This is a genomic window from Methylosinus sp. Ce-a6 (genome assembly GCF_009811655.1).
Lineage (GTDB): Bacteria > Pseudomonadota > Alphaproteobacteria > Rhizobiales > Beijerinckiaceae > Methylosinus.
The window spans coordinates 1-12,697 of sequence record NZ_BGJX01000056.1 but is presented as its reverse complement, the minus strand read 5'-3'; the positions used below and the strand labels follow the sequence as shown (position 1 = coordinate 12,697).

Genomic DNA, 12,697 nt, shown 5'->3' with positions numbered 1-12,697 from the left:
TAAGGAGGCGTAAGGAGCAAGAAAGGCGAAACGGCAAAATGGTCGGGAACCTCGGACGGAACATTCCGATGCCTCAGTGCGCGCCGCAGCGCGTCATCCTGATGGGAATCCGTTCGGCGAAACCCCTTTGGGCCAGCGGTCATGCGCCGCGCGAACAGGCCGGATACATGACCGCTCCCAGCCGAGCCCAAACGCCGATCTTTTTTCTTGCGCAACGGGGGCCGTCCATACATGAGGAGGCGGCGCAGCCGCCGTCTCGAAGGACGAGAAAGCGTCATGCGCGGCCTGCTGGAGCTCCCCCTCGCGCTTCGAGACGGCTCCTGCGGAGCCTCCTCAGCATGAGGGGGAGGGTTACGAGATGCAGGGGGCGACGGCGTAATGAACCCTGCGACCCTCTCGCTCTGGACATGGCGCGGCTTCCGAACCAAAGTACGCCGGCCGTTCCCGCACCGCACAAAGCCTTGGACGCCGCCTTGTCTTCCGCCCATCCCTTCATCGTCGCCCGCGACCCGCTCGTCCCGCCGCCGGGGCTCGAGGGGGCGGTCGTCGCCATCGGCAATTTCGACGGGCTGCACCGCGGCCATCGCGGCGTCATCGCCCATGCGCAGGCCCTGGCGCAAAAGCTCGGCAAGCCCTGCGCGCTGCTCACTTTCGAGCCGCATCCGGCCGATTGCTTCGCCGGAAAATCGGTGATCTTCCGCCTGACGCCGCCCGACGCCAAGGCCGCGCTGCTCGCCCGGCTCGGCCTCGACGGCATGGTGATCCTCACCTTCGACAAGGATTTCGCCGCGCGCCCGCCGCGCGAGTTCACCGAGGAGATTCTGGCCCGAAGGCTCGGCGTCTCGGCGGCGGTGGCGGGCTATGATTTCTGCTTCGGGGCCAAGCGCGCCGGCAATCCCGATTTCCTGCGCGCCGAGGGCGAGCGGCTGGGCTTCATCGTCGAGATCGTGCCGCGAATCACGCAGGACGAGGCCGGGAGCCTCGAGGCCGTCTCCTCCACCGCGACGCGCGAGGCGCTCGCCGCCGGCGATGTCGCGCTGGCGGCAAAGCTGCTCGGCCATCCCTATTTCGTCGAGGGCGTCGTCGCCCGTGGCCGCCGGCTCGGCCGCACGCTCGGCTTTCCGACCGCCAATATCGCGCTCGATCCCTCCAACAAGCTGCGCCACGGCATTTACGCCGTGACGCTGGAAGTCGATGGCGTGGCGCATGAGGGCGTCGCCAATTTCGGCCGCCGGCCGACGGTGGAGGCCGAGGGCGCGCCGCTGCTCGAGGTCTTCGTCTTTGATTTCGACGGCGATCTCTACGACAAGACGGTGGAGGTGGCCTTCATCGGCTTCATCCGCGGCGAGGCGAAATTCCCCTCCCTCGACGCGCTCACCGCGCAAATGCGCGACGACGCCGCGAAAGCGCGCGAGATTCTCGCCCGCGCGCGAGAATGAGCCGCGGTTAGAAGCGAGCCTGAAGGCTCGCATCGAAACGATCCCGCAAGCCGCATCACCCGAGCAGAGCGGCGAGAATCGCCTCGAATTCTTCTTCGAGCGGGCCGGTCGCCGGCGGGCGTCCGGCGTGGGCGTACCAATAGCGGGAGTTGTCGAGATCGCCTTCCTTGCGATGCAGAAAAGCGTGCACCCACATGGCGTCCGCCTCGCCGGACGTATCGACGCATCTATGCGCGCCGTCCCAATCCCCCTTGGCGTCGCGCCACAGCGCGAGCAGCGGCGGCGAGAGGGCGGGGGGCGTCGCGGCGGCGAGGGAGGCGTGGAATTGGGCGGGGGTCATGGGAGTGAAGATATAAAAGCGATGGGGATGGAGGGCATCGTCTGTGCGGCTGGCGGTAGCGGATCGGTTCGAAATTCAGCGATACGGCCGCGCACGTCGTATTTTTGAATTTTCATTCGGTTATCGCGCGCAAAAATATATGTGAAATCCGAAATTGGAAATGTCCCTACCGCAGCGGCTCCGACGCCTGCTATTTTCGAGCCCATGACTCTCATCTACAAGCTCCTCCCCGCTTCCCTCTGGCGCGAGGCCGAGGCGGCGGGCGTCTTCGCCGGCGCCGGGATCGATCTTTCCGACGGCTACATCCATTTCTCGACGCGCGCGCAGGTCGAGGAGACGGCGGCGCGCTATTTCGTAGGCGTCGCCGATCTGCTGCTCGTCACCGTCGAGGCCGAGCCTCTCGGCGCGGCGCTGAAATGGGAGGCCTCGCGCGGCGGCGATCTCTTCCCCCATCTCTATGGAACGCTGCCCGTCGATCGCGTCGCCAAGGTCGCGGCCGTGCCGTTGCGCGACGACGGCGGCCATGATTTTGCGGGGCTCATCGAATGATCGAGGTCTTCTTCGGCGATCTCGCGACATCGCTGTTCCGCCGGCTGCCGCCGGAGACGGCGCATCAGGCGACGATCGCGACTTTGCAGCTCGTTCCCTCGCCGAGGCCTCCGCGCGACGATCCGCGCCTCGCCGTGCGCGCCTTCGGCCTCGAGTTTCGCAATCCGATCGGCCTCGCCGCCGGCTTCGACAAGAACGCCGAGGTTCCCGACGCCATTCTGGCGATGGGTTTCGGCTTCACCGAGGTCGGCACGCTGACCCCGCTTCCGCAGGCCGGCAACGCCCGCCCGCGCGTGTTTCGCCTCGCCGAGGATCGCGCCGTCGTCAATCGCTACGGTTTCAACAATGTCGGCCATGAGATCGCCCACGCCCGCCTCGTCGCGCGGCGCCAGCGCGGCGGAATCGTCGGCGTGAACATCGGCGCAAATAAGGACGCCGCCGACCGCATCGCCGATTACGAGCGCGGGATCGCGGCCTTCGCCGATGTCGCGAGCTATTTCGTCGTCAATGTCTCTTCGCCCAATACGCCCGGCTTGCGCGATCTACAGGAGAAGACGGCGCTCTCGGAGCTGCTGGCGCGGGTTCTCTCGGCGCGCGAGCGGGCGAAGCGCCGGCGCCCCGTTCTGCTGAAGATCGCGCCGGATGTTTCGCTGGAGCAGCTCGACGACATTGTGAGCGTCGCGCGCGCGAGAGAGATCGACGGGATGATCGTCTCCAATACGACTTTGTCGCGGCCCGATTCGTTGGCCTCGCCCTTCGCGAAGGAGGCCGGCGGGCTCTCGGGCGCGCCGCTCTTTGCTCTCTCGACCAGAATGCTCGCCGAGACGTTTCTGCGCGTCGAGCGGCAGTTTCCGCTGGTGGGCGTCGGCGGCGTCGATTCGGCGGCGGCGGCGCTCGCCAAGATCGAGGCGGGCGCGAGCCTCGTGCAGCTCTATAGCGCGCTCGTCTATGAGGGGCCGGGGCTGGTGGCGCGTATCAAGCGCGGGATTTTGGAGACGCTCGAGCGCGAGGGCGTCGCGCTGGCCGAGCTCGTCGGGCGGCGGGCGGGCGCGACGTAACGTCGCGGCGCCTCGCTCAATAGGCGGCGCGGCCGATCGGCCCTCGCGCGGGAAAGCGGAGGGCGCCGTCGCCGCCGATCTCGACGATCGGACAGGAATAGGGATGCGAGGGCTCGAAGGCGGGCTCCTCCTCGCCGGCGCGCTGGACGGCGACGCAGGCGCGCAGAGCGCCGCTCGTCAGCAGGCCGGCGGCGTCGAGATCGGCCATCGCCGCGCGCGGCGCGACGAGGCGAACCGGGCCGATCGCGTCGAGCGCCGCGAGAAAGGCGGCGCCGTCGAAGGGCGCCAGGAAATGCAGCGTCGCGCCGGAGAGGAGCGCGGCGAGCGGACCCGCGACGAGCCCGCCGATCGAGCCTGGCGAGACCAGCGACAAGAGCGGCGCCGAACCGCTGACATGCGCCTTGGCGACGAGGCCGAGGCTCGCGGAGATGAGCCCCGCCTGCTCGTGGAATTGCGGCGCGCCATATTGGTCGAGCGCGCCGATGAGCACTTTCTTGCTCGACGCTGCGCGCGTCATGGCGGCGGGCGATGCGCCGCTCTGCCCGCGCGGGCCGAAATCGACGGCGCCGTCGATCGTTCCGGGGCCGAGCGAGCCGATGAGCCGAATGGAGGGCGCTTGCGAGGCGACGCCGAAGACGAGCTCCTCGAGGCTCTCGCCGCCGATCGCGGCCGGGGCGACGAGGGCCGCGGCGGCGACGGCGCGCCCGCCCGCCGCCAGCGCCCCGACGGAGAGGCCGAGCGGCGCCGCCACCGGCTCGAGGCCCGCCGAGATAATGCCGATGAGCGCGACGAGAGTCGCAGAGCTGGGCGCGGCGAGCAGAAGCACGCGCTCGCCGGGCCGCAGATCGAAGCCGCGCAGATCGGCGCGGAAAGCGGCGACGCGGCGGTCGAGCTCGGCGTGGTCGATCTCGGCGCCCGTCGGCGCGTCGGCGACGGCGACGCGCGCGGGGCGCAGGCGCGCGGCGCCGGCGATGAGCGCGTCGAGGCCGAACATGGTGAGCGGATGAGCGCGCGAGAGCGACGCCTCGCAGCGGCCGGCGCTGTCGGCGAGAGTCACGGCTCCGTCCTCCACCAGCTCTCGAGCGTGGCTCCAAACAAGGGAGAGTAGCGGGGCAATGTCGACGGCCTCGCGATTTTCGTCGAATGAGCGATCCATTGCGTCGAGGAGTGATAGAGCGGCACGATATAGAAACCAGAGAGCAGCGCGCGGTCGTAGGCGCGCACGGCGGCGACGAAATCCTCCTGCTCGCGCGCGGAAAGCAGCGCTGCGATGAGCGCGTCGATCGCCGGAGAGGAGGCTCCGGCGAGATTATAGGAGCCTTCTTGCGCGGCGCTTGCGGAGCCCCAGCGCATGCGCTGCTCATTGCCGGGCGAGGCCGAGGCGGTCCAGGTCCCGAACATCACGTCGAAATCGAATTTCTGGCGGCGGCGCTGATATTGCACCTCGTCGACGAGGCGCACGCTCGCCGCGACGCCGATGCGCTGCAGAGACGCGGCGAAGAAGAGGGCGAGCCGCTCCTGGTCGCGATTGGCGACCATGATCTCGAAGGCGAGCGGGACGCCGTCCTTGACGAGCGCATTGTCGACGAGCCGGTAGCCGGCTTCGCCGAGGAGCTCGAGGGCGCGGCGCGCCGGCTCGCGATCGCGGCCGGTGCCGTCATGGACCGGCGGCCGCCAGCTTCCTTCCAGAATGTCCGCGCGCACCGCGCCGGGGAAGGGGGCGAGCAGCGCGCGCTCCTTCTCGCTCGCCGGCCGTCCGGTGGAGGCGAGCTCCGATTCGTCGAAGAAGCTCTTCGTGCGCGTATAGAGGCCGGAATAGAGATTGGCGTCGATCCATTCGAAATCGAACATGAGGCCGAGCGCCTCGCGCAGGCGCGCGTTCTGGAACGAGGGGCGCCGCGTGTTGAAGACGAATCCCTCCATGCCCTTGGGGCCGGGGCTCGGCAGCGTCTCGACGGCGACGCGGCCCTCGCGCACCGCGGGGAAGTCGTAGCCGCTCGCCCAGCGCGTCGTGTTGGTCTCCTCGCGGAAATCGACGACGCCGGCCTTGAAGGCCTCGAACAGCGAATTGGCGTCGCGGAAATAATTCACGTCGATCCGATCGAAATTATTGAGACCGCGCTGCATCGGCAGGTCCTTGCCCCAATAATTGGGATCGCGCCTCAGCACGAGCCGCGCGCCCGGCTCCACCTCCGCGACGACATAGGGGCCGGAGCCGATCGGCGGCTTCAGCGTGGCGTCGGTGAAATGCTCGACGTCGGTCGCGTGCTTGGGCAGCACGGGCAGGAAGCCGAGGATGAGCGGCAGCTCGCGGTCGTTGGCGCCGGTGAGATCGAAGCTGATCGTCTGCGCGTCTGGCGTCTCGACGCGCTTGACGAGCCCATAGGCGCTTCTCTGCTGCGGGCGGCCCTTGGCCTTCAGCAGCTCGAAGGAGAACAGAACATCGGCCGAGGTGAGCGGCGCGCCGTCGGAAAAGCGCGCGCGCGGATCGAGGTGGAAGGTCACATGCTCGCGCGAATCGTCGACCTCGATCGAGCGCGCGACCATTCCGTAGACGGTGAAGGGCTCGCCCTGCGAGCGGGCCATCAGCCGCTGGATGATATTGCCCTCGAGCCCCTGCGCGGTGGAGCCGGCTTTGAGGTTGAAGGGATTGAGGCTGTCGAAGGCGCCTTGCAGGCCGATTCGCAGCCGTCCGCCCTGTTTGGCCTGTGGATCGGCATAGGGGAGATGGTCGAAATCAGCGGGGAGGGCCGGCTCGCCATGCATTGCGAGGCCGTGGCTCTCGGCGGCGAGAGCGGTCGCGCCTTGCCCGCTCGCGAAGAACAAGGGGAAAAGCGTGGCGAAAACTGCGGCGCGAATCGCTCGAATCGTCATGGGCGAACCATATTCCAGGGCTGGCGCGCAAGGACAAGACGTCCGCGGCGGTCTCGCGACTTTCACATATCTTCTTGGAAATACGAGGGCTGCGCGAGCTCTGGCGTCCGCTCCTTCCCGGGCTGCGGCGCAGGTTGCGGTTCTCGGCCGCCCGGCTGGAATTCGGCGCGTCGATTTTGTATGAGGCTAGCCGTCTACCTTTCGCCCCGTCCCAGGGCGAAGACCGAGGACGGGGAGGTAAGAGGCTCTTTCCTCGCGCGAATGACGCCCCGTGCGCCCACTCGATCGTGCACTACTCGAAAGGACGACTTATGCCAATTCAATTTCCGCGGATCGTCGCTGCGGTTCTGACGGGGGGCCTCCTCGTTTCGGCGGGAGTGGCGCAGGCTCAGCAGAAGCCGGCTTCCAAGCCGGCGGCGCCGGCGCCCGCTCCTGCGCAACAGCCGGCCCCGGCGCAGCAGCAGCAAGCGCCTCAAGGACCGATCAAGGCCGATCTCGTCCCCGTGCAGCCCGAATGGACCAAGGTGTGCGGCGCGGATCAGCAGTCGAAGAAGGAAATCTGCTATACGACGCGCGATTTCGGCGCTCAGGCCGATCAGCCGCTGCTGGCTCTCGCGGTCTATGATCCCAAGGGCGACGACAGTAAGATCATCCGCCTGCTGCTGCCGCCGGGCCTGCTGCTGAAGCCGGGCTTCCGCTTCGCCGTCGGCGCGGGCGCGCTCGAGGCCGGCGAGTTCGAGATCTGCTTTCCCAATGGCTGCTTCGCGCAGGCGAAGGTCAAGGCGGCGCTCGTCGACCAGATGAAGAAGGCCGACAAGATGACCATCGTGGTCAAGAACCAGGTCAACAATGAAGTGACCTTCCTGCTGCCGCTTTCGGGCTTCGGCAAGTCCTATGACGGTCCGCCCGTGGACCCGAAGGTGCTCGAGGAGCAGCAGAAGAGGCTGCAGGAAGAGCTTCAGAAGAAGGCCGACGAAGAGCGCAAGAAGCTCGAGAGCCAGCAGAAGCCGGCCGCGCCCGCCGGGAAGTAAGCGACCGCGAGGCGGGCGGCTCGGTCTTTCTGAGGAAGATCGAGCGCCGAAGGGGTCGTATTCCTCACGCTGCCGGCCGTCATTGCGGGGAGGGAAGCGACGAAGCAAACCAGGGGCCGCCCCACGGCTCTAGATTGCTTCGCTTCGCTCGCAATGACGGAGGTGGACCCACATCGCAAGGGCGCTGTCATTCCCGGCGGGCCGAAGGCCCGACCGGGATTCCCGATCGCTCGCTGCGCGAGCGTCGGGAATGACGCCTTTCTATTCGAGATGACGCGGCCGCCGTCGAAGGGAATGTCCGATGGCTCAGTGCCGCTTGCCGGTCTTCACGCGGTAAAATCCGTCGGACGAGCGCTCGAAGGTCTCCTCGACCTGCGGATGGCGCACCGGATCGCCGGAATTGTCGGGGACGAGGTTCTGTTCCGAGACATAGGCGACATATTCCGTCTCCGAATTCTCGGCGAACAAATGATAGAAGGGCTGGTCCTTGCGCGGCCGGACTTCCTCGGGAATGGACAGCCACCATTCTTCCGTATTGGCGAATTCGGGATCGACGTCGTAGATCACGCCGCGAAACGGATAGCGGCGGTGCTTGACGACCTGCCCGATCGCGAATTTGGCGATACACTCTCTCGTCATATCGATCGACGCCGTTGTTACGCTCTACACACCGAAACGGTAGCGCAGCGCCGCCGCTCGCGTCAATGATGCTGGCCGCGCGGGCGGCGAACCGTCCGCGCGAGGCCTTCTATTCGAAATCCTTTCCGAAAACCGCTTCGCGCTTTTCGGGAACGCGCTCTAAAAGCCATAGATCGCCGCATAGTCCGGATCATTGGCGGCGACCTGGCGCGCGAGGTCCACGACGACCTTGCATTGCTTCCAGGTGGCGTCGTCCTGCATGCGGCCGTCGATCATCACCGCGCCGGTCCCGTCCGGCATCGCCTCGAGCACGCGGCGGGCGAAGGCGACTTCCGCGGGATCGGGCGAGAAGACGCGCTTGGCGATGGCGATCTGGGAGGGATGCAGCGACCAGGCGCCGGCGCAGCCGAGCAGGAAGGCGTTGCGGAACTGCGACTCGCAGGCCGGCGCGTCGGAGAAATCCCCGAACGGGCCATAGAAGGCCTTGATCCCCGCCGAGGCGCAGGCGTCGACCATTTTGGCGATGGTGTAATGCCACAGATCCTGCTGATAGGAGGGGCGCAGGCCCTGGCCCGGATCGGCGTCGGCGAGAACGCGATAGTCCGGATGGCCGCCGCCGACGCGCGTCGTCTTCATCGCGCGCGAGGCCGCGAGATCGGCCGGCCCGAGGCTTATGCCATGCATGCGCGGGCTGGCCGAGGCGATGGCGTCCACATTCTTCACGCCTTCGGCGGTCTCGAGAATAGCGTGGATCAAAATGGGCTTGGTCACGCCATTGCGCGCCTCGAGCTGGGCGAGCAGCTGATCGAGATAATGAATGTCCCACGGCCCCTCGACCTTGGGCAGCATGACGACGTCGAGCTTATTGCCGACCGCGGCGACGATTTCGATCAAATCGTCGAGAATCCAGGGCGAGTTCAGCGCATTGACGCGAGTCCACAGACCGGTCGCGCCGAACTCCGTCGACCGCGCCATCTCGATGAAGCCTTTGCGCGCGGCTTCCTTGGCGTCGGTGGGAATCGCATCCTCGAGATTGCCGAGCACGACGTCCACTTGGCGGGCGAGCTCCGGCGCTTTGGCGCGCAGCTTTTCGAGATGCGGCGGCACGAAATGAATCATCCGCTCGACCTTGACCGGAAGCTCGCGCAAAGGCGCCGGCGCGCCTATGGCGAGCGCGCGATAGAATTGATTGGGAAGTTTCATGTGCGGCTCTTTCTCGTAGAGGAGTGGCGGAGCGATAGCCGGTCTGTCGAGAGGATGGAATAGCGTGAAGAGAAACCACGGCCGCGGTTCGGATCGCGCTGTGCGCGTGTGTGAGATTTTTCTTTCATATGACACAATCTGCGCTTGACGTGGGGAAGAGCCGACATTAGGTTCCGCCCACTTTCGACAGGCCGTAAGTTCACGTCGTCGCAAGCGCCGCGCTCGCGACCCTTCGAGCTTATACGCTGTCGGCCTCACCTGAGACTGCCACGCAGTTGGTAATCATGGGGCGCGCGAGCGTCCGACAGGAAGGCACGACCCCGGTTCCGGGGTCCTCTGCATGGGGAGCGCCTTGGGCCGAAAGGCCGAGGGCGCTCGGCTCGCTTGCGTTCTAGCGAACGCCGGCGGGTATTCGATTATTCGCCAATTCGCCGGGCGCGCGAGGACGAGCGTTCGGATCTGGAGCGAAGGAACTGGAATGCCGACGATCAGCCAGTTGATCCGCAAGCCGCGGCAACCGAAGACCTACCGCGAGAAGTCCCGCCATCTCGGGGCCTGCCCCCAGAAGCGCGGCGTCTGCACGCGCGTCTATACGACGACGCCGAAGAAGCCGAACTCGGCTCTCCGCAAGGTCGCCAAGGTGCGCCTGACCAATGGCTTCGAGGTGATCGGCTATATTCCGGGCGAGGGCCACAACCTCCAGGAGCACTCGGTGGTCATGATCCGCGGCGGCCGCGTGAAGGACCTTCCCGGCGTGCGCTATCATATTCTGCGCGGCGTGCTCGACACGCAGGGCGTCAAGGACCGCAAGCAGCGCCGTTCGAAATACGGCGCGAAGCGTCCGAAGTAAGGAGCGAGAGACATGTCGCGTCGCCATCGCGCCGAGAAGCGGGAAATCATCGAGGACGCCAAGTTCGGCGATTCCGTCGTGACCAAATTCATGAACTCGATCATGTACGACGGCAAGAAGTCGGTCGCCGAGGCGATCGTCTACGGCGCCTTCGACATCATCGAGGCCAAGGCCAAGAGCGATCCTCTGCAGGTGTTCAAGTCGGCGCTCGAAAATGTCGCGCCGGCGATCGAGGTTCGCTCGCGGCGCGTCGGCGGCGCCACCTATCAGGTGCCGGTCGAGGTGCGCAACGAGCGCCGTCAGGCGCTGGCGATCCGCTGGATCATCGCCGCGGCGCGCGCTCGCAATGACAAGACGATGGTCGATCGTCTTTCGGCGGAGCTGCTCGACGCCTCCAACAACCGCGGCAATGCGGTGAAGAAGCGCGAGGACACGCACCGCATGGCGGAAGCGAACCGCGCCTTCTCGCATTATCGCTGGTAACCCGTTTCCGTCGCCCTCTGATCGAGGACATCTGCTATGCCCCGTAGCCATCCCATCGAAGACTATCGCAACTTCGGCATCATGGCCCACATCGACGCGGGCAAGACGACGACGACCGAGCGCATTCTCTATTACTCCGGCAAGAGCCATAAGATCGGCGAGGTGCACGAAGGCGCCGCGACGATGGACTGGATGGAGCAGGAGCAGGAGCGCGGCATCACCATCACCTCGGCGGCGACGACGACCTTCTGGAACGGCAAGCGCCTGAACATCATCGACACGCCCGGTCACGTCGACTTCACCATCGAGGTCGAGCGTTCGCTGCGCGTGCTCGACGGCGCCGTCTGCGTTCTCGACGGCAACCAGGGCGTCGAGCCGCAGACCGAGACGGTTTGGCGTCAGGCCGACAAATATCATGTGCCGCGCGTCGTCTTCGTCAATAAGATGGACAAGATCGGGGCCGACTTCTTCCGTTGCGTCGACGACATCGTCACCAAGGTCGGCGGCAAGCCGGTCTGCATGCAGCTGCCGATCGGCTCCGAGAATCTGTTCAAGGGCATCGTCGACCTCGTCCGCATGAAGGCGGTGGTGTGGGACGACGAGGGCCTCGGCGCCAAATATCACGACGAGGAGATCCCCGCCGATCTCGTCGAGAAGGCGAAGGAATATCGCACCGCGCTGATCGAGGCGGCGGTGGAGCTCGACGACGACGCCATGGCCGCCTATCTCGACGGCCAGGAGCCGAGCGAAGAGACGCTGAAGAAGCTCGTCCGCAAGGCTGTGCGCCAGACCGCCTTCCATCCGGTGTTCTGCGGCTCGGCCTTCAAGAACAAGGGCGTGCAGCCGCTGCTCGACGCGGTCGTCGACTATCTGCCCTCGCCCGTCGATCGCGAGGCGATCAAGGGCGTCGACGTCGACTCCGGCGCCGAGATCGTCCGCAACCCGTCGGACGCCGAGCCCTTCTCCATGCTCGCCTTCAAGATCATGGACGATCCTTTCGTCGGCACCATCACCTTCTGCCGCGTCTATTCCGGCAAGATCGATTCCGGCACGACCGTCATCAACTCGACCAAGGACAAGAAAGAGCGCGTCGGCCGCATGCTGCTGATGCACGCCAACAACCGCGAGGACATCAAGGAGGCCTATGCGGGCGATATCGTCGCGCTCGCCGGCCTCAAGGAGACCCGCACCGGCGACACGCTCTGCGATTCGCTGAAGCCCGTGATCCTGGAGCGCATGGAGTTCCCGGAGCCGGTCATCGAGATCGCCATCGAGCCGAAGTCCAAGGCCGATCAGGAGAAGCTCGGCATCGCGCTCGCCAAGCTCGCCGCCGAGGATCCGTCCTTCCGCGTCTCGACCGATCAGGAGAGCGGCCAGACCATTCTGAAGGGAATGGGCGAGCTGCATCTCGACATCAAGGTCGATATTCTGAAGCGCACCTATAAGGTCGACGCCAATATCGGCGCGCCGCAGGTCGCCTATCGCGAGCGACTGTCCCGTCGCCAAGAGATCGACTACACGCATAAGAAGCAGACCGGCGGCACCGGCCAGTTCGCGCGCGTGAAGATCATCTTCGAGCCCAATGAGGCGGGCGCGGGCAATGTGTTCGAGAGCCAGATCGTCGGCGGCGCCGTGCCGAAGGAATATGTTCCCGGCGTCGACAAGGGCATCGCGTCAGTGATGGGCTCCGGCATTCTCGCCGGCTTCCCGGTCGTCGATCTGAAGGCGACGCTCATCGACGGCGCCTTCCACGACGTCGACTCCTCCGTGCTCGCCTTCGAGATCGCCTCCCGCGCGGCGACGCGCGAGGCGCTGCAGAAGGGCGGCTCGGTTCTGCTCGAGCCGATCATGAAGGTCGAGGTGGTGACGCCCGAGGAATATACGGGCTCCGTCATCGGCGACATCAACTCGCGGCGCGGGCAGATCCAGGGCCAGGACATGCGCGGCAATGCGGTGGTCATCGACGCGATGGTGCCGCTCGCCAACATGTTCGGCTATGTCAATCAGCTGCGTTCCTTCACTCAGGGACGCGCGAACTACACGATGCAATTCGACCACTACGACCAGGTCCCCGAGGCGGAATCGAAGAAGGTGCAGGCGAAATACGCCTGATCGTCTCGACGTCCCGGAATCAGTCTTCTGAAGGAGTGTGGCCATGGCCAAGGAAAAATTCTCACGCACGAAGCCGCATTGCAACATCGGCACGATCGGTCACGTGGACCATGGCAAGA

General features: G+C 66.0%; 12 protein-coding genes. 7 read left to right on the top strand and 5 right to left on the bottom strand.

Annotated features, from left to right (window positions below; genetic code table 11):
* Positions 1-461: 461 nt before the first annotated feature.
* On the top strand, positions 462-1,439 hold the full coding sequence (locus tag Mspo_RS18760) for a bifunctional riboflavin kinase/FAD synthetase (RefSeq protein ID WP_159732694.1): 978 nt from the start codon (positions 462-464) through the stop codon (positions 1,437-1,439).
* 55 nt (positions 1,440-1,494) lie between these two features.
* On the opposite strand, the gene Mspo_RS18755 is transcribed toward Mspo_RS18760, so the two are convergent.
* Positions 1,495-1,779: a hypothetical protein gene (locus tag Mspo_RS18755; protein WP_159732691.1), complete on the bottom strand. Its 285-nt coding sequence runs from the start codon at positions 1,777-1,779 to the stop codon at positions 1,495-1,497.
* Positions 1,780-1,983: 204 nt separating this feature from the next.
* Between Mspo_RS18755 and Mspo_RS18750 the strand changes: the two genes are divergently transcribed.
* The gene (locus Mspo_RS18750) at positions 1,984-2,328 is read left to right on the top strand and encodes a DUF952 domain-containing protein (RefSeq protein WP_159732688.1); all 345 of its coding nucleotides are present in this window, start codon (positions 1,984-1,986) and stop codon (positions 2,326-2,328) included.
* Complete coding sequence (locus tag Mspo_RS18745) at positions 2,325-3,386, top strand: quinone-dependent dihydroorotate dehydrogenase (RefSeq protein ID WP_159732685.1); 1,062 nt, start codon at positions 2,325-2,327, stop codon at positions 3,384-3,386. Before Mspo_RS18750 ends, Mspo_RS18745 begins: the two co-directional genes overlap by 4 nt.
* Before the next feature lie 16 nt (positions 3,387-3,402).
* Here Mspo_RS18745 and Mspo_RS18740 read toward each other — a convergent pair whose 3' ends face one another.
* Both Mspo_RS18740 and Mspo_RS18735 read right to left on the bottom strand, forming a co-directional pair.
* Positions 3,403-4,443, bottom strand: a complete 1,041-nt coding sequence (locus Mspo_RS18740) for an AMP-binding protein (RefSeq protein ID WP_244613550.1) — start codon at positions 4,441-4,443, stop codon at positions 3,403-3,405.
* Entirely contained in the window at positions 4,440-6,260 is a 1,821-nt protein-coding gene (locus Mspo_RS18735; RefSeq protein WP_159732682.1) for an extracellular solute-binding protein, read from the bottom strand. Before Mspo_RS18735 ends, Mspo_RS18740 begins: the two co-directional genes overlap by 4 nt.
* A 311-nt stretch (positions 6,261-6,571) precedes the next feature.
* On the opposite strand from Mspo_RS18735, the gene Mspo_RS18730 reads away from it, so the two are divergent.
* Entirely contained in the window at positions 6,572-7,291 is a 720-nt protein-coding gene (locus Mspo_RS18730) for an invasion associated locus B family protein (RefSeq protein WP_159732679.1), read from the top strand.
* Positions 7,292-7,597: 306 nt separating this feature from the next.
* On the opposite strand, the gene hspQ is transcribed toward Mspo_RS18730, so the two are convergent.
* Both hspQ and Mspo_RS18720 read right to left on the bottom strand, forming a co-directional pair.
* Positions 7,598-7,930, bottom strand: coding sequence for a heat shock protein HspQ (hspQ, locus tag Mspo_RS18725; protein WP_159732676.1), 333 nt, complete (start codon positions 7,928-7,930; stop codon positions 7,598-7,600).
* 159 nt (positions 7,931-8,089) lie between these two features.
* Positions 8,090-9,133 carry a CoA ester lyase gene (locus Mspo_RS18720; protein ID WP_159732673.1) on the bottom strand — a complete coding sequence of 348 codons (1,044 nt, stop codon included), beginning with the start codon at positions 9,131-9,133 and terminating at the stop codon, positions 8,090-8,092.
* 478 nt (positions 9,134-9,611) lie between these two features.
* Here Mspo_RS18720 and rpsL point away from each other — a divergent pair, with 478 nt between their 5' ends.
* The 3 genes from rpsL to fusA are packed head-to-tail and all read left to right on the top strand — an operon-like array spanning position 9,612 to position 12,578.
* Positions 9,612-9,983 (top strand): 30S ribosomal protein S12, encoded by a 372-nt coding sequence (gene rpsL / locus Mspo_RS18715; protein WP_003610013.1) that lies wholly within the window; start codon positions 9,612-9,614, stop codon positions 9,981-9,983.
* 12 nt (positions 9,984-9,995) lie between these two features.
* On the top strand, positions 9,996-10,466 hold the full coding sequence (gene rpsG / locus Mspo_RS18710; protein ID WP_159732670.1) for a 30S ribosomal protein S7: 471 nt from the start codon (positions 9,996-9,998) through the stop codon (positions 10,464-10,466).
* A 36-nt stretch (positions 10,467-10,502) separates the two neighbouring features.
* Positions 10,503-12,578 (top strand): elongation factor G, encoded by a 2,076-nt coding sequence (gene fusA, locus Mspo_RS18705; protein WP_159732667.1) that lies wholly within the window; start codon positions 10,503-10,505, stop codon positions 12,576-12,578.
* Positions 12,579-12,697 lie beyond the last annotated feature (119 nt).

Excerpts from the sequence above, each read along its gene's own strand:
- Mspo_RS18720 (WP_159732673.1), bottom strand. The coding sequence starts at position 9,133 with ATGAAACTTCCCAATCAATTCTATCGCGCGCTCGCCATAGGCGCGCCG.
- hspQ (WP_159732676.1), bottom strand. The coding sequence starts at position 7,930 with ATGACGAGAGAGTGTATCGCCAAATTCGCGATCGGGCAGGTCGTCAAG.
- fusA (WP_159732667.1), top strand. The coding sequence starts at position 10,503 with ATGCCCCGTAGCCATCCCATCGAAGACTATCGCAACTTCGGCATCATG.
- Mspo_RS18735 (WP_159732682.1), bottom strand. The coding sequence starts at position 6,260 with ATGACGATTCGAGCGATTCGCGCCGCAGTTTTCGCCACGCTTTTCCCC.
- Mspo_RS18730 (WP_159732679.1), top strand. The coding sequence starts at position 6,572 with ATGCCAATTCAATTTCCGCGGATCGTCGCTGCGGTTCTGACGGGGGGC.
- Mspo_RS18745 (WP_159732685.1), top strand. The coding sequence starts at position 2,325 with ATGATCGAGGTCTTCTTCGGCGATCTCGCGACATCGCTGTTCCGCCGG.
- rpsL (WP_003610013.1), top strand. The coding sequence starts at position 9,612 with ATGCCGACGATCAGCCAGTTGATCCGCAAGCCGCGGCAACCGAAGACC.
- Mspo_RS18755 (WP_159732691.1), bottom strand. The coding sequence starts at position 1,779 with ATGACCCCCGCCCAATTCCACGCCTCCCTCGCCGCCGCGACGCCCCCC.
- rpsG (WP_159732670.1), top strand. The coding sequence starts at position 9,996 with ATGTCGCGTCGCCATCGCGCCGAGAAGCGGGAAATCATCGAGGACGCC.
- Mspo_RS18750 (WP_159732688.1), top strand. The coding sequence starts at position 1,984 with ATGACTCTCATCTACAAGCTCCTCCCCGCTTCCCTCTGGCGCGAGGCC.